The sequence below is a fragment of the Thalassoglobus polymorphus genome, from assembly GCF_007744255.1.
Lineage (GTDB): Bacteria > Planctomycetota > Planctomycetia > Planctomycetales > Planctomycetaceae > Thalassoglobus > Thalassoglobus polymorphus.
In genome coordinates, this window is record NZ_CP036267.1 from 2,776,550 (window position 1) to 2,795,573 (window position 19,024).

General features: G+C 50.2%; 15 protein-coding genes and 1 tRNA gene. 4 read left to right on the forward strand and 12 right to left on the reverse strand.

The window, feature by feature from the left end:
* Positions 1 to 22: 22 nt before the first annotated feature.
* Positions 23 to 823, reverse strand: a complete 801-nt coding sequence (locus Mal48_RS10075; protein ID WP_145198571.1) for a glycosyltransferase family 39 protein — start codon at positions 821 to 823, stop codon at positions 23 to 25.
* A 307-nt stretch (positions 824 to 1,130) separates the two neighbouring features.
* On the opposite strand from Mal48_RS10075, the gene Mal48_RS10080 reads away from it, so the two are divergent.
* Together Mal48_RS10080 and Mal48_RS10085 are read left to right on the forward strand one after the other, a co-directional pair.
* Positions 1,131 to 1,679, forward strand: coding sequence for a LexA family protein (locus tag Mal48_RS10080; protein ID WP_197442221.1), 549 nt, complete (start codon positions 1,131 to 1,133; stop codon positions 1,677 to 1,679).
* Between the two features lie 33 nt (positions 1,680 to 1,712).
* On the forward strand, positions 1,713 to 2,048 hold the full coding sequence (locus Mal48_RS10085) for a hypothetical protein (RefSeq protein WP_145198575.1): 336 nt from the start codon (positions 1,713 to 1,715) through the stop codon (positions 2,046 to 2,048).
* A 3-nt stretch (positions 2,049 to 2,051) separates the two neighbouring features.
* Here Mal48_RS10085 and Mal48_RS10090 read toward each other — a convergent pair whose 3' ends face one another.
* The gene (locus Mal48_RS10090; RefSeq protein ID WP_145198577.1) at positions 2,052 to 3,347 is read right to left on the reverse strand and encodes an ankyrin repeat domain-containing protein; all 1,296 of its coding nucleotides are present in this window, start codon (positions 3,345 to 3,347) and stop codon (positions 2,052 to 2,054) included.
* 134 nt (positions 3,348 to 3,481) lie between these two features.
* On the opposite strand from Mal48_RS10090, the gene Mal48_RS23235 reads away from it, so the two are divergent.
* Together Mal48_RS23235 and Mal48_RS10100 are read left to right on the forward strand one after the other, a co-directional pair.
* Positions 3,482 to 3,835, forward strand: coding sequence for a hypothetical protein (locus tag Mal48_RS23235; RefSeq protein ID WP_197442222.1), 354 nt, complete (start codon positions 3,482 to 3,484; stop codon positions 3,833 to 3,835).
* Positions 3,783 to 4,160 (forward strand): hypothetical protein, encoded by a 378-nt coding sequence (locus Mal48_RS10100; protein WP_145198579.1) that lies wholly within the window; start codon positions 3,783 to 3,785, stop codon positions 4,158 to 4,160. The genes Mal48_RS23235 and Mal48_RS10100 overlap by 53 nt, the downstream gene beginning before the upstream one ends.
* A gap of 86 nt (positions 4,161 to 4,246) precedes the next feature.
* Here Mal48_RS10100 and Mal48_RS10105 read toward each other — a convergent pair.
* The 10 genes from Mal48_RS10105 to Mal48_RS10150 all read right to left on the reverse strand — a co-directional run bounded on the left by Mal48_RS10105 (position 4,247) and on the right by Mal48_RS10150 (position 18,705).
* Positions 4,247 to 4,320 (reverse strand) — tRNA-Arg (locus tag Mal48_RS10105).
* Positions 4,321 to 4,944: 624 nt separating this feature from the next.
* Complete coding sequence (locus Mal48_RS10110) at positions 4,945 to 5,994, reverse strand: hypothetical protein (protein WP_145198581.1); 1,050 nt, start codon at positions 5,992 to 5,994, stop codon at positions 4,945 to 4,947.
* A gap of 90 nt (positions 5,995 to 6,084) precedes the next feature.
* The gene (locus Mal48_RS10115; protein WP_145198583.1) at positions 6,085 to 6,864 is read right to left on the reverse strand and encodes an RNA polymerase sigma factor; all 780 of its coding nucleotides are present in this window, start codon (positions 6,862 to 6,864) and stop codon (positions 6,085 to 6,087) included.
* 153 nt (positions 6,865 to 7,017) lie between these two features.
* Positions 7,018 to 9,615 (reverse strand): serine/threonine-protein kinase, encoded by a 2,598-nt coding sequence (locus Mal48_RS10120; RefSeq protein ID WP_145198585.1) that lies wholly within the window; start codon positions 9,613 to 9,615, stop codon positions 7,018 to 7,020.
* 67 nt (positions 9,616 to 9,682) lie between these two features.
* The gene (locus Mal48_RS10125) at positions 9,683 to 10,237 is read right to left on the reverse strand and encodes a hypothetical protein (RefSeq protein WP_145198587.1); all 555 of its coding nucleotides are present in this window, start codon (positions 10,235 to 10,237) and stop codon (positions 9,683 to 9,685) included.
* Positions 10,238 to 10,313: 76 nt separating this feature from the next.
* Complete coding sequence (locus Mal48_RS10130) at positions 10,314 to 12,224, reverse strand: M48 family metalloprotease (protein WP_145198589.1); 1,911 nt, start codon at positions 12,222 to 12,224, stop codon at positions 10,314 to 10,316.
* 271 nt (positions 12,225 to 12,495) lie between these two features.
* A complete protein-coding gene (locus Mal48_RS10135) occupies positions 12,496 to 15,546 on the reverse strand; it encodes a caspase family protein (RefSeq protein ID WP_145198591.1) in 3,051 nt (1,016 codons plus the stop codon).
* Positions 15,547 to 15,608: 62 nt separating this feature from the next.
* Positions 15,609 to 16,160: a hypothetical protein gene (locus Mal48_RS10140; RefSeq protein ID WP_145198593.1), complete on the reverse strand. Its 552-nt coding sequence runs from the start codon at positions 16,158 to 16,160 to the stop codon at positions 15,609 to 15,611.
* Positions 16,161 to 16,249: 89 nt separating this feature from the next.
* Positions 16,250 to 18,181, reverse strand: coding sequence for a M48 family metallopeptidase (locus Mal48_RS10145; protein WP_145198595.1), 1,932 nt, complete (start codon positions 18,179 to 18,181; stop codon positions 16,250 to 16,252).
* On the reverse strand, positions 18,181 to 18,705 hold the full coding sequence (locus tag Mal48_RS10150) for a hypothetical protein (RefSeq protein WP_145198597.1): 525 nt from the start codon (positions 18,703 to 18,705) through the stop codon (positions 18,181 to 18,183). Before Mal48_RS10150 ends, Mal48_RS10145 begins: the two co-directional genes overlap by 1 nt.
* Positions 18,706 to 19,024 lie beyond the last annotated feature (319 nt).

Here is a 19,024-nt window from a genome sequence, read left to right on the forward strand (position 1 = left end):
ATTCTAACAGAGATTTTCTCACTTAGAATGGATCAGTTTTTTGGGAGCAGATCATCAGCATGCTGCCCAGTTGCAGAGCCTGAGTTTTGAAACTCACTTGAGGAGCTAGTTCTTGCTTAGGCTGAGGTTTAGAGAAGTAAAGCCAGATCAACCACAGCAACGGCCACAAACCAAAAAGAATAATCCAGGTCGTTTTCGTGAGTTGCGATAATCCGAACAAAAGTCCCGCGAGACCGGCGCGTTCCCAACTGGGCTGTTTGAGCCATCTCCAAAAGAAATAGCCTGCCCCCAAACCCAAGCTGGTGGCTGCGCAGTCGGGCGTGATGAGTTCTCCGTGGGCGAGGATATTGGGTTCAAAGCACCAGAGCGTCAGAGAGATCAACCCTGCCAGATTATTCCCCCAGAGTTCACGTGACCAGAAGAAACAAAACAGTCCGCCAATCAAACTGAACGGGATACACGCCCAACGTGCAATCGTAAACAGCCAGATGGAGCGTTCTCCATTTGCTTTGATGAAGTCCGCCCCCATTCCGAAAACGGGCCGTGCGCCAGGTCGTTCATAAAACCCGCCCCAGTCTTCTTCGTATCCCGCTGCCATTACTGGCAGAGCAGCGACCATGCAGACCAACGGAGGATTGACGCGGTAAAGTTCAAACCGTCCAAACTTCCAGTGACTCAGCCCCGCAACCAAGTGCCCCGGCTCATTGAGAGTGGGACTGTGCCGCGTGGCGGAATACGCCAACAGTCCGGCGTGGACCAGAAGTAACGCTGCCACAATCCAGCCGGTAACACGATTATTCGATGTAAATTTCGCAATCGACAACGGAGGCCCTCACTGAATGAAATAAAATCATTTAGCAAGATGTTGACCAAAACCGACTTCACATTGCAAGACAATTGCGAAGTCTGGCTGCAAGACACTCAAGCGGGTTGCCACTCGAAATGGCCGTTTCATCGCGAAGCCTTGTTCTACTAACGACGCATCAGTCGCATTCGCCTCGAATGGATGCGACAGTTTCTGGGGAAGTCGCAGCTGCTGCAGTTGAACAATTTTTTTCGGACAAGGTTCTTGACAATACACCTGTGTGTGGCGTGCTCTCATGTTCACTTACACACATACGGGAGGTGTCATGCCGCGTTGGCCACAAGAACTGACGAAAAAGCAGGAGCGGATTTGCCGCTTCGTCGATCGGTATTGGAACCAAAACGGGATCGCCCCTTCGTTTTCAGACATTGCGGAGGAGTTGGGGCTGACTGACCGTTCGCATGCTCGACAGAGCGTGGGGTTGATCGCGAAGAAGGGGTTTGTCGAGATGCAGCCGGGCATACCCCGGTCGCTGAAGCTCACCGATCGTTGGAGGCAGTTTCTCAATCGTCGATTAGATGAGCAAACAAACCCTGTGGTTGACGAGGTGGCGCAGGATGAGCCGGACCTGTTCGAAGGCTGGAGTTCCGACGACTGGGCACAGCTGCGGAGCGTGCGCGGGGTTGGTGGAGCACTGACTCGCGAAGGAGTCGTCGAGGAAGCAACGAAGATCAACGAGAACCGCGACGTCCGCCAGATGTTCGAATCGCTGTTGACTGTGGGGGCGACCCGCGAGCAGCTCGTGATGTGGATCAAGGAAAAGTATCAGGAAATTGACGCCAGGGAGTGGAGAAAGAATCGCCGGAAGGGATGACTCCTTCCATAGTTGTGGGACAGGTGGCCAACGATGGTGACGTATATCGAGATCAGCCAGGCCTTGGATGAACTTATCGAAGATTTGCAGCTGTCAACCGGGCTGCATGGCGCAGCGATTGATCCGTTCGATTTGGCGGAGAGTTTGAGGAACAGTGTGCTCGTGGACCGGATACCCCCGTCACCGTTCATCGGTGAATTGGGCCACCGCGATGTCGTGAGCATTCTGAAACAACAACGTCGTTGGTTCTCCAAGTCAGAACGAACACTGATTGACGACTTCAACTCTTACCTGAAACTCAAGCTCCAGGAACGTGGAAAAACAATAATCACTCGAACACTCGTCGAGGGACGACGAGTGTTCGAGTAGCACTCATTTCGGTTGATGATCCACGGTCCGCCATTTCAGTGAGCCAAGATCAAGCTCGAATTGGTCTGTGTTGGGGGAGAGCGTTGCGTTGTCACTATCCTTAGAGACCTGAACGTCTCCCACCTCAACGGTAATGACGTTTCTGGATGCATCAAACTGAGCACGATGACGATGCAACCAACTTGGGATGTCTCCATGCGTCTCGACCTGCTCGAAACACCAGGTATCCAGTTCCAGTCGATAGACAGGAGTGACCCCAATCTCTCTTTGATCGACATATCCGAGACAGCCGATCACATAGATGGCATTCTCAACAAGGGTCGCTGTGTGGAAGTCCGTTGGTGGAAAAATCTCCTTCGGATATCCGTAAATCTCGAACTCACCAGTCCCATCATGGACGACGACATCGTTGTAGATGCAGAAATCAGGATCGTAGTAATCTTCGTGCTCTCCCCCGATTTGGACAAATCGGCCATCCGACAACTGGGTCAAAGTGGCTCCGAAACGATCGTAGCACCAGACAGGACCAGGATTTGAAAAGGGATTGTCATCCTTGAAGCGTTTACGTGCCGCGTAAGCATTGCAGCCAAGTTTGACCATATCATTCCAGAAAGGATTGCCCATAACTTCGGGGTTGCTGCTCCCGAAGCGCGGTGACTTGTGGGACCAATACTCCTTCTTTGTGCACTGGAACTTCGTCGTGCTACCTAGGCCAATATAGTCACGTTGGATTTCGGCTGGAGCCAGACACAGGTCATCTCCAGCATCGAGAAAGAATTGTAGGCATTCAACACTTTGGACCTGAGTAATCAATGGCTCGACAGACGGATTCTGCCCGTGCTCTTCGAGGATGTCCCGGGGGTTCGACAAACTATTCCATTCGTCTTCAGACATAACACCTCGAAGCTCCTCCGGCATGGGTACTTGCATGCTCTCAAGAAAATCCCAATCGTAATGGACCTGCTTGAGCGGATACTTCGGGCGATATCCACGGTCTACGCCAAGTTTGATGAGAAATTGGACAGCTTCGACAAAATCATGATCGACAGCATATTCAAGAGCAGTCGCATTAAATCGATCGGTCAGTTCAGGATCGGCTCCAAATTCCAGCAGCAATTTAATCTTTTCAAGATTCTTTGCAGCGATCGCAACCATCAGTGCTGTCTGCCCAAGTCGACCTGGTGCGTTGACGTTCATGCCGATCGCTAAAACTTTTCTGAGTTTCTCCAACGGAGCATCTTCCACAACTCGATGGAACTGTAAGACGTCGTCGCTCACGTCAGTTTCTTTCTCCGACATCACTCTCAACTCCTGGCCGCGTCAAGCTAGCCGAATAGACTTGTTCCTTTTCGAATTCAGACACGAGTCGGAATGAATTGTTCAGGGGATGTAATCAGTTTCGAAGGCCTTTACAGCCAATATGGAGAAAAATCATGCCCAAACCAATACCACAACCGGTATCTGAAATTCGTCGCGGAACCGTCAAAGCGGCGACCTGGGAGAACGAGACCTCGGTCGGAGTTCGTCACAAAGTCACGATCAGCCGAATTTACAAAGATGGAGATGAGTGGCGAAACACGGACTCATTCGGACGTGATGACTTGCCGCTTTCAGCGAAGGTGGTCGATCAGGCTCATAGCTGGATTTTCGAGTCTGCAGTCACTTGCTGCCCCTCCCCTGACACTCATCAGCGTCAGACTGAGGGAAACACTTACAAATTAGAGGCTCCACCGCATGGCCAAGAAGAAAGCATCACGAAAGAAACCACCGGGACCAGAGGTTCCTAGAAGACCGGACCAAGATCGACGTGTTCGACAAAGTGAACGGATGGCTCAAGTCCTCTCCGTATTGAAGGTCATCAGCCGAATCGAAAAAGAGGCAAGCATCGTCGTTGAACAGGGTGACGAGAAAGCCGGACGCTCGATCAAATACGCATATGCTCATGACCTCATGACGATCGTGTGGAGAAAGGCTCCGAAATGCCAATGTTCCACCGCTGATTATTTGCAGGGTGATACGGCACTCATCGTGGGAAACCACTCGAAAGCATTATGCTCCTGGCAACATACAACAGGCTGCGGAGCCCCTCACAAAACTGCTGAATGCAGATGAAATTGACTGATGTGTCCAGAAAAAACGAAATGGTCCTCTCGTTTGTACTTAGGTACAACCGAGAGGACCATTTGTCGTAAGTCGAGTACACCCGGAGGGATTCGAACCCCCAACCCCCGGTTCCGAAGACCGGTGCTCTATCCAATTGAGCTACGGATGCAAGTGTTTTGATACGTCAAAATCGAGTTGGCGTATCATTTGGGGCACTATTGCAGATCATTTCTGCTTTGACAAGCGTGTTGAACTAAGTGACCCAAAAAACGTCTTGCCGGTTCGATTTACAACCTACTCAGCAAAGCCGAATGATCCCTCACCACCGATCAAAGAAGTGAGAAATTTTTGAAAACGAAACGTACCAAGAAGCTGACAAAAAGACAACAAAAAGCATTGGCAATTAACAAGAAGGAAGTCTCCCATTCCCGTCAGGTTGTTTTGAATCACCTGGAGAAAGTTTTCGGGAACGCGCATCTCACTGCTTCCTGCGAATGTGATGGTTTCGAGTTCTATCGGTAGAGCCGTTTGCTCTATCGTAAACCTGTGAAGAACGCGTTTCGATAGTAAAAATACTGTTCGACACGAGGCAGAGCCTGATAACTCATTCGAAAGATGCTCTAAATTCACGAAAAAAAGCCCTCGTTCCTGAAGAACGAGGGCTTTTGACAATTTTAATTAGAGCCGTTTGCTCTACCGCTTGCCCGTGAAGAACACGTTTCTCTAGTAAAATTGTTGTTCGCCACGAGGCAGATCCTGCAAGCCAATTCGAAAGATGCTCTAGTGAACTTGATTACGACGCTGGTTGGAAGATCAAAGTTGTGTCATCGGCAGCTAAGTAAACATGAAGCTGTCCGTTTTCAAATCTAAAGTTTGATCTTTCGATACCGTCTTCGGAGTTAATGATCAAAGTGTTTCCTTGAATCGTGTATGTTCCGAAGGTCGAGTTATGGCTCTGTTGACCGTAACCGTCGACCGCGACCATCTCCATTGCGTATTGCCCCTGAGCATCAAACGCGACACCAATTTGAATTCGAGTTCCATTTACAGTGTCCTGTAGATACCACCGACCGACAAGTGGGTTGTGTGACTGAGCTGGACGTTGGAAACCGCCTTGCTGTCCACCAGTGTTGAATCCGCCATTATTTAGGCCGCCACCAGTAGGAGGTGTTGGGGCTGTTGGTTTGTTCGCCACGACTGGTCGGTTCGCAGTCTGGCTGGTTGAAGGGGCAGAGGCAGTCAAATTTGCTAGTGTCTCAGGCATGAAATTCGCTTGAAGATAAACAAACTCCATGTCAGAGTCATGTTTCAGGACCACAACGGTCGAACCAGAGACCTTATCGTCGGGGACATCGGTCACTTGTGGATATGCAACCTGAATTTTCTCCGCCCCCTTGATTAAATTGAAAGTCATGATGATGCGTCGCTGCGTGTCGACGATCCAACCAGGCATGACCATGTGCTTTCCATCGGCGTAAAAGACAACGACGTGCACGGCAGTTTGTTGGATTGAATCTGCAATGTCTTGAGGAACAGAACCACCTGTTGGCAGTGACGGCTGACTCACTGGTGTTTGAGTCGTGGGAGGTTGTGCACCGGTCTGTGTTCTCACCGGTGGAGTCGCAGGTTTCTCCGAATCTGCTTTGTCTTCAGTTTGGGGAGTTTTTCCAGGATAGTCGAGTCCCCACTCTTCATACTCGGAAGCGTCGAAAATTGGTCTGCCCTTTGCAGCAAAGCTTGGGGCAGCGAGTATGTTGACAATAGCAATGCCGCAGCAAAGGAGCTTGAATGTGTTGTTGCTGAACAGGTTACGAAACAGGTTTTTGTGGGTTGTGAAAAGCATGTCATTCTCCGGTGAAAAGGTTGTTTGTTTTGGTTTGTCTCTTTGTTGGACACTCCCAGTACAAGCTCCCTTTGGAGTTGTGACAGCAACTTATGAATTATTTTCCTTTTCTTGATGTTTTGACGCCCAATCTTCGGAAAGAACGTCCCGGATTCTCTCTAACAACCCCAGTGCCCCCAACTCCTCTTCGATGCGGTCAGGCGACGTAACTTCAATCCCATCAGCTACTTCTGAAACAAGATACTCGGCAAATCGCACTCTCGCTCGGCGTAATTGCTGGCGAGCTTGATCAGCTCGTACGGTTTTCCCAATTTTCTGGCTGAGCCGTTCCGCCAGTTCGTTTGAGGAAGCATCTGGGGCATCTGTACGCAACTTTAGAATCGTGTAGGCGACGCTCCCGTGGTGGCTGTTCTGGTGTTCCTGAAGCTGATCCCATGCCAATTCAAGCAATTGCTGTCGCCATTCATCTGTCCAGAGAATGTCTGTTTCATTTTCAGAATCGTCCGCATTCAAATCCAGATCATAATCGACAGTCTTGCGGACTTTCTGCTTTGTCCAAATGTTTCGTGTCATGTTTCGAATCGCCACTTTGAGAAGGTCGCGAAATCGTCCCTTCTGAGGGTCAGCACCAGCGAAGTCTCCCTGAAGCAGACGTACCATCACATCTTGAGCAATTTCATCTGCCTGATCTTCGTCTCTGGTGATTGCTCTCACATAGCGCCGAATCGCAGGAGAGTATCGCATCACCAAGTATTTGCGTGCCTCTTCTCCGCCTGTCAGAGATTGACCATGAGCCTTCTGCACCATGCTCCAACGTGTCGGTTGAGCATCGAACCTGGAGACAAATTGATCCGCGTCGTCAGCGACCATGGGATACCTCGGAATGTTGTGATATTGATAATGAATCCAAGATCTTGAAACAGTCTTTTGCCTTACTGGGTCGGCAACCTGGAGTTCACATTCATGAAGAATTCGCCCCTATCATGACATCTATTAACCCGAAGTTGGATTGTTGAGAGACCACTAATCAGTTTTTTCTGAAGGCCCAATCAACAGTGGAGAGGTCGGTCTCTGAACTGAACGTGAACGCTCTCTGCTATGTAACATAATTTGTTCGAATTGCTCTTCGAATTCATGCAAGCGTGAGATCGTTTTCCAATAGAGTGGACCTGATTCGCTCTGGGTTGGCGCACCAATTCTCTCATAAATTGAAATGCTTGCCTTGAGTCGGTCGATAGCTGCCTGAAGTGCTTTGATTCGTTCTGGTTCAATCGAGCGCGAACCTGTTGATTCGACCATCAGTTCTGCGTGAAATTTCAGTAATTTCGCGAGAGCCAACTGCTGAGTCTCGTCAGGGGAATCGCGATGCAGTTTTATTGCGGAAAGAATTGCGACCTCAGCCTCTTGATACCGATGCCTTCGCCTCTGCACTTCAGCCAGCAACTCAAGAGATTTTCGGTAGTCGTTTCTAAACCCTTCCGGACTTGAAAGATAGAGTTCCTCAGCGGCAGCGAGATGCTGTCGCGTAAACTCCAATGCCTGATCAAGGTTGGGACGTGTAAGTTCGACCTCAATCTTCTGCTCAAGCATTTCCAGTAGCGACTGAACAAGAACGGAACTCTGCAGAATCTCACTCACCAGACCCTGTTGTTGGTCGATTGCGTCCTCTAAGAGGCTGTCGGCCTCCTGGACATCTCCGACCTTGCGGAACTGACGAGCGAGTTCCGCTTGAGTCGCCGAAATCGTCCATAAGGCATGCCTGTCCAAGCTGGACTGTTGGAATATTTCCTTCAACGAGTTCCTCACCGTTTGCAATTCGACTTTTCGATCTCCCTGATGATCCACACCTTGCTGACTCCGGATTTCGACTTCCTTCCGACACAGGCGAGCCTGACACAGATCGTGTCGAGCTGCGACCGGTAACTTTCCTACGAGCGGAATACTGGATTTGTAGAGGTCTCGGTATCTGGCAAGTGCATTCTCCGGTGTGATGCTTCCCTGTCGATGTCCGACTGTCGTTTCCAATTCAGAAATTTGAAGCTCTGCAAATTGAATCGTTGGATTCGAGGAGCCGCTCGGAGGGAGAAGAGCGGAAGCCTGCTGAATCAACTGAGTTGCTTGATCGAACCGGTGCAGATGAATATTTATCCGAGCCATTTCGATTAAGACTTGGAGGCGAGCAGAGAGAGTGAGTTCAGAGTCTTGGGGAGCGAAGTCTGCAAGGTTTTCGAAGAGTCTCAATGCGTTTTGATAGCTGGCGAGTGCCTGCTCACGCCGTGATTCGGTTGCGAAAAACGGGTCGGACTGGACCTCGGCGATTCGTAGATACGCTTGTGCGAGATACTCGGCAAGTCTTTGATCGGCAGCGATGTCGCTCTCAAGCTCCTGAAGATGCTGCAGCGTTCTGGCGACCAAGTTTTCTTGCTGCTCGGTCCCTCCACGGATTCTGGCGATCTCTGGAATGTGTCGATTCACCAGCCATTCGCCGAGCTCCTGGCTGTCTTCGAAAAGCCTTTCCGACCTGTCAAGTTCGACCTGCAGACGGTCAACATGCAACGACACTCCCACCACAGCACCAACGACAACAAGGAATAACATCATCGCCAAGGTGGTGTAGGTCGGATGACGTCGAACCCATTTCCAGCCTTGCTCCCAGAGGGGAGTCTTTCGGGCCAGAATCGGCTCGTTGTCGAGAAATCTCTGAACGTCTTCAGCCAGACTGGCAGCAGATTGATATCGTTTCGCCGGTTTCTTCTGCAGGCAGTTCAGGCAGATCGTTTCTAAGTCGACCGGAACCCGAGGTTGCAGTTTTCGCGGACTGATTGGATCTTCCGTGAGAACCATCATGATCGTCTGCATTGCGTCGGGTGTTTGGAATGGAGGCCGCCCCGTAAGGGCCTCGTACAGAATTGTTCCGATCGCGTAGACATCGGTCGCTGGCGTGAACTGTTTGACGACTCCGCTCGCCTGTTCGGGCGACATGTAGCTCGGAGTCCCAATAATTTCGCCCGTCCTTGTATGACTTCCATCCTGCGTTTCAAGGCGCTTCGCTAATCCAAAATCCATCACTTTAATGGTGCAGTCGGACGTCAGCATGACATTGGCTGGTTTTAAATCACGATGGAGGATTCCAGCCTGGTGACACGCCTCTATCGCGAGTGCGATGTCGCGAACATATTTAGCAACATCGGTGTTCGAAGGGAGCTGCCTGCGAATTGACTCTGACAGCGTTTCGCCCTTGATATATTCCATTGCCAGAAATGGCAGCCCGTTCTCTTCTCCGACTTCGTATATTTGGCAGACACCCGGATGCGTGACCGCAGCAACGGCTCTGGACTCATCGTGAAATCGGGAGAGTAATTTCTCAGAAGCGGTTGCCCCATTCGCAACGATTTTGATCGCGACCAGGCGTCCTAACTGGAGGTGTTCTGCAAGGTAGACAGAGCCCATCCCACCTCGACCGAGCAAAGAAAGGATTCGAAATCCTGTAATATCCGGGACCATTGGAGGTGCTGAAGCCTTCGCGGAAGGCTGATCTCCGCTGAGGGTGCCGAAGAGTTCAGTTTCTACGGCAGGATCATTTTCGGCTCTATTGTCCGGCTCCAGCGATTCAACTCCCAACAGAAGAAACTCAAAGACTCAATCAACGGATCGAATCTTTGAGAGATGTGCAAGTTCATAGCTTAATTCATCGGCCGGTCGCTTTCAAAATCGAATCAATTTCTTTTTTGAATTCGACGCGATTCTTATGCAACCAGGCACAGATCATCCATAGCTGTCCAGAGGTGAGTGTATCTGACGGTGTATTTGAGTTCATGTAAACCGTATCGAAAGATTCTGGCATACTGAAGTAACCGAGGACAGTCTTCTCGTTCCTCGTCGCAACTGCCTTGATGACAGCAGGCGGCATCGAGCCATTGTCAACTTCCGCGACAGTGGTATAGGCAAAAAGCCCAAAAACCGGTTTGTGGTTGTATTGCCCCAACGGACGCAATTCTAACGTGATCTTGGACGTCTCCCCATCCATCTCCCAAATCACCTGAAAGATTTTCATCCCATTTTCAAGTTCTTGTTCTCGCAGAAAAATGTCATCAGAAATCCCTGCCAGTTTTTCCTTCAAGGCAACAATCGCTTCCTCAAGAGCAACCTGATCGGGGATACCATCTTGTGCAGAAACAAGTGTCGTTTGAGAGATTACAAGAACGAGAACGTAGAGTATCGTGCATCGACTGAAGATTCCCATGGCATTCTGACCTCTATTTAAGATGTGGATTGTCGTCATCGGTTGAAATTGAAGAGTGAGAACAGCTTGAAAAGGACTATTTTCCACCGTTCATGGGAACGACTGTCACCACCAATTGAGTTGCCACCCCTTTCTCATAGAGAACCGCCAAGCCGAGATCGCGATAGAGTGCGTAGAGATTGTTTTCATCGAAAAGGTGCACTAACTCTGAGTCCCAGTCGTCACCGAACAGTTGCTCGATCTCACGCTTCTTCATCCCTAAGGTGACCTCTGCCCGATCTCCTCCAAGTCCCGGGCGGCGAACCGTAATCCCCGGTGCAGTCTCGTCGTTGAAGATGACTGCGAGGACTTCGCGTGTCGCCAAAACAGTGATCCCCAAATCGTTGTACTTGTAATATTTCAGGTTTGTCCCTTGGGCAACTGGAATTTCAACATCCGCAGGCCCCAGGTCCTCCATCAGTTTTTTGATACTTTGACTGAGTCCTATCACCTTCCCATTGGGAAGCTCAACAGAAGTAATGGGACGCCAGTTCTTGACACCCGGCTTTCGAAAATCGGTGGCCGCTTTGGGAGTCACCCCCACGGCTTTCGCCATCGTGACATAATCGCGATATGCGATCGGCCAATACGAACTCGCGGAAGTCATGCCATCCAAATACTGTTCGAACAATTTCAGGGCAGCCTGTTGCTTCTTTGGATCATTCTCAGCTAACAGCGTACGAGCTTGATTGAATTGCAACGCAGATTCCATCGCGACGACAGCCGGACCGTTTCCGCGGACAGTTTTCGCTTGTGCAAGGATCTTGAGTGTCTCAACAACCAGATCAGGCTTGAACCCTCGCGCCGATCCGGAATTGATCAGGATTGAGGCATGCACCAGTGGGTCAAGACTTTTCGCGAGTTCTTCGTCTTCAAGAGCAATGAACACCTGCTCAAACCAGCGCTCAGCCTGACCAACATCTTTCCCGGCAGGATGCACCAGATACGCGACAGCCAGGTTTGCCTTGACCATCAGTAAGGGATCTTTGAATTGCAATCGCTCTTTGAGGCGAAGAGCTTCCCGAAATGCCCCGACAGCTTCGAACCAGAGATCGTCGATCACGCCACGGACGGGCCGTTCCAGTGAATCTGGACGACGATAGAAGCCTCCAACAACGAGATGACCAATGTCGAAACTCCGAATATCCTCAGCATCCAAAGCATCACAATACTGCATGAGAAGTGCATATCCCAGATTTGCCCATGCTTCATAGCAGTCGGGAAATTCTGTGGTCACTTCGCGAAAACAGGCTTCCGCATGCGGATAATGCTGATTTTCCAGAAAAAGAACTCCCGTTTGAAATGAGCTGAGAGATCTCCACAGAGACTTCGCCTGCTTGTCATCGAACAGGTATTGAGCGCGATCCTCCCATGTCGGATGACTGAGTTTCAGACCTTCGTACCTGCAGTACGGTGTTGAGTCTCCACGCCAACCCTGCAAGTCCTTCATCAATCCTTTCCGCGTATATCCCGCTTTAAAAGCGAGCTGCATCCCGAACAGATCTGCTTCATATTCGAACTCTCGCTGAGTCGCCATGTAGACGACATTCAGATCGTCCCCATACTGTTTCAGAAACTTAAGCTTCTTGTGGCTATGATGGTGATAAAGATGCCCCAACTCGTGACCAAGCGTGAAAGCCAAAGCTTCTTCATCGAATTTGGCGATTTCCTCGATCGTTGTCACAGTGACCTCGATCCTGGGGATGTCGATACCGTCTTCAGTCCGATACATCGCAAAGGCATTCGCAAACCCTGGATCGGTTACTTCATACTCCGGCGGCCAAACTTCCCAACCTGCGGGCTTCCCCATCACCGCAAGAAGTCGCTTCATCACTCGATCGGTCACCTCTCGGTGTCGATCGGTGACTTCACCGAAGGAAGTATTCGTGAGGCTCAAAATTGCCCCAAGACAAACAATGACGCAGATTTTTCGTGTATGGTTGAGCATGATCAAACCTTTCGACTGAGACAACTTACGATAACTTCGTAAAACGCGATCTGCATACAATAGAAAGCATTTACAATTGAAGGGGGAACAACTCCCTTACAGTTCAGGTTTGAAGTTGTGACAGATTGAAGCGGAGAAACTCAAAATTCGCCGGAATTGTTTCAGAGCATCTTTCGAATTGATTTGCAGGATCTGCCTCGTGGCGAACAGCATTTTTACTCGTGAAACCTGTTCTTCACGGGCACATGGAGGAGCAAACTGCTTTAGCTTCTTACCGAACGACTGCAATCGGAAAAGATGGGATTCGTCCTCTTTCTGTAATCGGCTGCTGTCTGCCTCCGGTGAGTTCTTTCACTCTCGATGTGACGTAGGCGTCGATTTCGACAAGCTCGAGCACGTCGTCTCCGTTGAGATCGCAGGGAAGTTTGAGCCTGCTCTCCACGTTGGGGTGTCTCTTACCTGAGAGCGCTTCGATCAAGGACAATGCAAATGCACCATGCCCCCACGCATCGTCCTCAATGCTCGCTTGCTGACCGGTGGAACTCGCCATCACTACCATGCCTGACTCAAGGCTGGTCATCTCTGCAACAGCACGATTCAAAACAGAAGTTGTCGCTCTTGTCCGCTGCCCTTGCGGTCCTAACACTCCTGCTGCATGGCATGTATCGAGACAGAGTAAAACTTTGCAGGGCATCTGCTTCAATGGTTCTGTGAGATCGGAAAACCGAATTCCGTAGATTGCAGTTTCGGTCGGGTCATGATCGTGAGGACAATAGAAGTATTGACCGTTAGCAAGGTCACCATGGCCAGAGAGGAGCACTATCGCGACATCATGTTGGGTGACGCTCCTCTGAAGTTCAACAAGTGCCCGCCGAATATTTCGGTCGGTGACATCTTCATCGATGAGCGAGTTCGTAACGACTTCTTTATAGAGTCCGCCAGACTGTTCCTTGAGGACCTCAATCAACTGGTTCACGTCATCATCTGGAAACGCGAGATTGAGATCTGATTGTTCGTACTTCGAAACCCCGATCCCCAGCACGTAAAGTGTTGGCCGAATCGTGACAGGCGCATTTCGAGTGACGACAACTGCCGCGGGACGACTTGTGGCATAAGCTGTTGTCGCAATCACTTCGATGTGGTTCTCTCCATCAAGCAAGCCGACTTCAACATCGAACGGTTTGGCAGCTGCGACATTGCCGGCGTTGGGCTTTGGCTTTAGTTGAACGACAAATCCTCGAGTTCCACTCGCTGGGCGGCCATTGACCAAAACTCGAATCTCATCGATAGGCAAACTTCCTGTTGGTTGCACAGTTCCTGTAACACGGATCGTCGTCGCGTCAGTATTTGCATTCTCATTCGGTGACGTAATCTGAACAATAGGTACTGCAAGTTCATCTTGATTTTGTGCGACATCAAGCTGCGGGGCAGCAGGTTTATTCTGTTGATTCGCGACGAGTCGAATCGCTTCGGATGTTGAACGAGCCTCAAGCACGCGGGAAACGATTTCGGGACGCCGAAAGGCTCGCGAATATTGCCAGGCAGCTGCGAAGTCGGCCTGATGTTCGATCCCCTTATTGATGTGCCAGCCAATGAATTCATCAGCTCCGGGTGAACCGGTGTAATAACCTTCATTCGTCCAGGCGATCCACTCTTCACCATCACTCGTGACAAAGAAATTCAACAGAGAAGAAACTCCTCCATTTCGATCGGGCGTACCGTTCAGATCCCAAGCTCGAATTGTTTGGTCACCACTGCTTGAGTACAAGGTGTTTCCATCTGGGCTGATCGTGAGCGACCAGATCGTGGACTCGTGCCCGACAAACTCTTTGAGGAGTCGTCCCGTTTCCGTATCGTAAATCGCCAGAGCGAAGTCGTAGCCGACAACAATTCTCCGACCGTCCGGTGAGAAGGAGTAGCAGATGACTCTCCCCCCAGCGGTGTTCTCGATCCGCGAAACCTGTCGTCCATGATGAAAGAGATCAATGGAACCAAAAAGATTTTCCGGGGTCGTTGCGGACCAGCCATTCGCAGTTTCATTTCTCCGCCGCCAGTTCGTCCAGCTGTCAGTTGCTGGTCCACCAGGATAAAATGAATCAAAGTCGAAAGTCTGAGTCAGTGGATGATCGGCATTCACGGTGATTGACCGTCCATTCTTCTGACCGAAAGCAAGCTGCTTTCCATCGTCGCTCACAGCGATCCCATACACGGCGGCACCGCGACCGACGATCCTGGAAACTCGTTCTCCGGTGGTTCCATTCCAGATGTAAACCTCGTTCGCGTCTCCCCCTGCTGATGCGATGAGTGGTTTTCCTTTAGAATAATCAGGATGAGCTGCGATGGTCTGGACCGTGTTGTTGTGCTCGCCAAATCGAGAATCGATTCGGCCCGATTGAATATCGAAAACGCCGCTCCCTCCAAGTTTAAACTGACCGGTCATTCCGTAAATGAGCTTGCTCGAATCCGGAGAAAAGTCGACGACTGGAATCATGCCTTGCGGATCATCAAAGGTGAGGCTTCCGTACGATTGGAGAAGACGTCCGTTTGAGTTGAACAGCCGAACGGGCTGATTGACGACCGTGGCAGCAAACTGCTTTCCATTGGGAGCAGCGACCGGTTGATAGTAAAAGCTATTTTCGTAAGAAAGTCTGTTTTCGGTGACCCATTGAACGCCATTATAACTCCAGATGCGCAGCGTCTGATCTGCGGAAGTTGAAAGAACTTTCATGCCTGGTCCAGACCCCAGGAAGGTGCAATGGAAGACTGCACCCTGGTGACCGACAAGAGTCGTCGTGGGGAGTTCGGTGTTTCCGCTTCGACGCCACGCATCAATGTCGGACAGCCCGATCGTGATGCCGTCTCCACCGCTCAGCAGGTATCGTCCATCTTGAGAGAACGCCAGCGACCGAACGGTTCCTGTATGGCCCGAAACACTTGTGAAAACCTTTCCAGTCTTGAGGTCGATCAACAGAAAGACATTATTCTCAAGCTGTCCGCAGACCGCCAAGAGATCTCCCTGAGGCGCAATCGCACCACCCACCAGAATCCCTGACTGTCCTTCGCCGATTTGAATACGAAGCGTTCGGTCCAATCGGGGTTTGGACGGAGTGGTGACATCCCAGATACGAATGACTTTATCCGCACCGAGAGTCACCAGTTCGCGACCATCTGGAGTGAAGCCCAACCAGAGGCAATTCGCCGTATGGCCTCCCGTTTCCAATCGAAGGATCGGATCGGCTGCTTGTATCCGAACCGTGAAACCAAGGATCAGAAAAAGTATGCCACCGAACCAGAGAGAATGTTTCAAGCGAATGAATTTCATGTCGAATGGATAACCGGAATGACCAATCGTTCATCTGAAAAGATAATTTGCCCGAAAACCGATTATCGCCCCGAGGCAGACATCGCCTCTTCGATGATCCCTTCCATCGCTTCTTTGTTGCTTTGCAAATAGGCAGCATAAAACCACATCGACGCAGGGGTGAGCCCATCTAGCGAAGCCGTGACATTGGCAAACACTTTGGTGAAATCTTGTGAGCAACTGAAACTTCCGAGAGACAAGCGATCTGTCGTTGTCGCAACCGCTTTGATGACAGCTGGGGGGACCGCATTCTCTTCATTTGCGACATATGTCCAGAGTGAAAGTCCATAGATATCTGTTCCGTCATAGAAACCGAGTTTCTTCAGCGTGGCGATAAATTTGACGGAGTTATCATTATGCTCCCAGATCACGGTGTAAAACGTGCTGCCATCGTTCTCCTTGCCGGACTTGTAGAAGAGGTTGTCTGTGTTATCGAGTACCGCTCTCAGTTGCTCGTGAGCTTTTGCCAGAGAAGCGGCCGCATCTTCATCCTGGGCGAAACCGGACGAGGTGAAGACAAGTCCAGCGAAGAGTGCGAATACAAAAGAGGCCATACGTGTTGAGTTGCAAAACATCAGCGGGAATTCCTTTAGCGAAAATCAAGGTAAATCGAGTTGACACACAATAAGAAAAGTAAAAGCGATTCCGTTCTGAACTAAATCCTTTAAGTTAACCTTCGAGGTACCATTACGAGAACGAGTTCACTCACCAGCCCGTCTTCGAATTGCACAGCGATTCCGACATCTCGATACAGGTGATACACCTGATCAGGATCGTCAATGCTGGCGAACTCAACTTCCCACTCATCACCGAGTAAGGATTCGAGTTGGCTGCGCTTCATGCCGACTGTCAGTTGTACTGACTCACCTCCGAGTCCTGGACGGATGAGTTTGACCGTGGGGGAATCGGCATTTTTCATAAAGATGGCGAGGACATCCCGACTGGTCAGGACTGAAATCCCCTGCTCTTTGTAACTAAGCCGTTTAAGGTTTGTATCTTCGATGATGGGAATCACAGTATCTGCAACTCCGAGTTCTTTTTCTAAATCACGGACGGGAAGTGACAAACCGATGGTCGTTCCATTCGAAAGCGTCACGCTGGTGACGGTTCGCCAGTCTTTGACGCCAGGGGACTTGAAATCATCGATCAACTTCGGTGTGCCACCCGTGGATTCAACAAGTTTTTGATATTCCTCATATGCAACCGGCCACCAGGCACTCGCAGGGCTGATAGTGGTGAGGTACTTTTCAAGCAACTTCACAGCTGAAGACTTGTCATTCGGCTTTCCCGTCGCAGCAAGTTGGAGTGCTTGAGAATACCCCAATGCAGCCGTCAATGTATTGACCTGCGTTTTGCTTTGAGGACTTTCTTGTGCAACCTGCTTTAAATCCTCAAGGGCTTGCGCAACTCGTTCTTCTTTCAGTGGGCGGCCTGCTCCTGCGTTGATGAGGATTGTTGCTCGAACCAGCGGGTCAAGCTGTTTGGTGTTCGCTGGATCTTCGAATAGCTGAAAGATTTCTTCAAAGTATTTTTCGGCTTCACCAACCTGCTTCCCATTGGGATGAATCAGATAGGCGACCGCCAAATTCGCTTTCACGAGAATCATCTCGTCCTCGATGCCCAGACGGTCTTTGAGTCGCAGGGCCTCACGGAAAGCTCCAACTGCTTCGTACCAAAGATCGGGGTCAATCGCTCGCAGTTGCGAAGTTAAAGACTCTGGTCTGCGATAAAAACCACCAACCACGATGTGACCGATATCGAATGATCGGAGGTCGTCCTTGTCGAAAGCATCGGCGTATTGCATCAAGAGTGCATATCCGAGATTGGTCCAGCCTTCGTAGCATTCAGGAAACTCTTCGACGACTCTGCGAAAACAGAATTCAGCATGAACGTAGTTTTCAGTTTCCAGAAAGAGCACTCCGTTATTGAAGGCGGTCATCGAACGCCATAATTCTAATTGTACTTTATCCTGTTGCAGATAGGACGCTCGCGTATCCCAAGATGGATGCGACGCCTGCAGGCCCTCAAAAGAACAGTAGTCGTTCTTCCCCATCGCTTTTGCCATCCCTACAAGGGCTCGACGCACGCCACGATGTGAAAAGCCTGCTTTGAGTGCGACTTGCATTCCGAAGAAGTCGGCTTCAAGTTCTTGATCCCGATTGGCGGCAGTGACCGCTGTTGAGATCTTGGTGCTACCGAATTTTTGATACCACTCCTGCCCTTCCTGCGAATGGAAGTAGACCAAATGACCGATTTCATGTCCGACCACGAATGCCAGAATTTCTGGATCATAGTCAGCGACTTTCTCGATTAATCCGACATACACTTTGATATTCGGTGTGAGCCCCTCGTCTGTTTGAGTCGGATAGGCAATCGCCTGGACTTCGGGACTATCAATGATGTCGAGTTTGGGAGGCCAAACATCCCAACCGTCGGGGCGCTCGATGACCTCAATCAGTCGATCAAATGTTGATTGTGCAACTTCCCGATGTTTCTCCGTCACTTCTGCGTTCGCGTCCGCAGCGACGAAAATGATCGCCAGCGTCGCAAATGCGATTCGCAGCTTGTCCGATCGGGGCGTAACAAAGAGGTTCATTACTTAAGCCCTTCAGCATTTTTGTTCAGTTTCGACAGAGTCTCGCTCGTAATGCCATGCGAGCCTTCCAGGCTCAAAACCTCTTTCTTTGACGAACCGCTTTGAAGCTGAGACTCTCTGGTCGGGAGCCCCCCTTTCGACTCTCCCTGTTTAATTTTAATCCCGTCGAATGCCGTCGACCAAAATTCTTCTCCAGCATGCCGATTGTTAGCCACTTTGTTTTTCAATGGCTGAAGCTGACCAACGCCAAGTTTTGCACTCTTTTGTCCTAACACATTTCGGAGCGCAAGAGACTTTTCTCCATCAGTGCTTTCGAGGCCTGCGGCGATTGCCGCATTCTTGTTCTGTTTGTCGGACCTCCCAGCCAGGCCGAGGTCGTTTGGCTGCATCGACTTTGTCGACGTCTCCGGTTGCAAAAATCGCTCTTTCACAAGCCCATTCGATTGAGACCACGCAGTTGAACTCAGCCCGGCGGCGACGCTAAATATCACGGTCAGTTGCAGCAAGTGTGGAGTTCGAATCATTTGGATGTATTCCCTTTAGAGCATTATCAATACTTGTTGTGCCCGTGAAGGTCACTTTCATGACTTCATAGACTGCTCGCCACGAGGCAGAACGGTAAGACCAATATTGGACCTGCCCTGGATGGAGCGGAATCGAATATCGTCGTTAGTGAACTGACGGATCTGCATCACATGCGTTTCAAATTTCATTCAGATTTTCCTGCTCCTGACAAAAATTTTACATTTGTTCGAGAGTTATGAGCCTCACTCGATTTGTGCTTGAATCAAAAACCCTCTTAGGAGCTGAAGAATCATTTCACATTGAAGGTTGAAAAGTAAA

Coding starts and splice junctions, on each gene's coding strand:
- Mal48_RS10140 (WP_145198593.1), bottom strand. CDS start 16,160: ATGTTTTGCAACTCAACACGTATGGCCTCTTTTGTATTCGCACTCTTC.
- Mal48_RS10130 (WP_145198589.1), bottom strand. CDS start 12,224: ATGCTCAACCATACACGAAAAATCTGCGTCATTGTTTGTCTTGGGGCA.
- Mal48_RS10115 (WP_145198583.1), bottom strand. CDS start 6,864: ATGGTCGCTGACGACGCGGATCAATTTGTCTCCAGGTTCGATGCTCAA.
- Mal48_RS10125 (WP_145198587.1), bottom strand. CDS start 10,237: ATGGGAATCTTCAGTCGATGCACGATACTCTACGTTCTCGTTCTTGTA.
- Mal48_RS10090 (WP_145198577.1), bottom strand. CDS start 3,347: ATGTCGGAGAAAGAAACTGACGTGAGCGACGACGTCTTACAGTTCCAT.
- Mal48_RS10100 (WP_145198579.1), top strand. CDS start 3,783: ATGGCCAAGAAGAAAGCATCACGAAAGAAACCACCGGGACCAGAGGTT.
- Mal48_RS10080 (WP_197442221.1), top strand. CDS start 1,131: ATGCCGCGTTGGCCACAAGAACTGACGAAAAAGCAGGAGCGGATTTGC.
- Mal48_RS10085 (WP_145198575.1), top strand. CDS start 1,713: ATGGTGACGTATATCGAGATCAGCCAGGCCTTGGATGAACTTATCGAA.
- Mal48_RS23235 (WP_197442222.1), top strand. CDS start 3,482: ATGCCCAAACCAATACCACAACCGGTATCTGAAATTCGTCGCGGAACC.
- Mal48_RS10110 (WP_145198581.1), bottom strand. CDS start 5,994: ATGCTTTTCACAACCCACAAAAACCTGTTTCGTAACCTGTTCAGCAAC.
- Mal48_RS10135 (WP_145198591.1), bottom strand. CDS start 15,546: ATGAAATTCATTCGCTTGAAACATTCTCTCTGGTTCGGTGGCATACTT.
- Mal48_RS10145 (WP_145198595.1), bottom strand. CDS start 18,181: ATGAACCTCTTTGTTACGCCCCGATCGGACAAGCTGCGAATCGCATTT.
- Mal48_RS10150 (WP_145198597.1), bottom strand. CDS start 18,705: ATGATTCGAACTCCACACTTGCTGCAACTGACCGTGATATTTAGCGTC.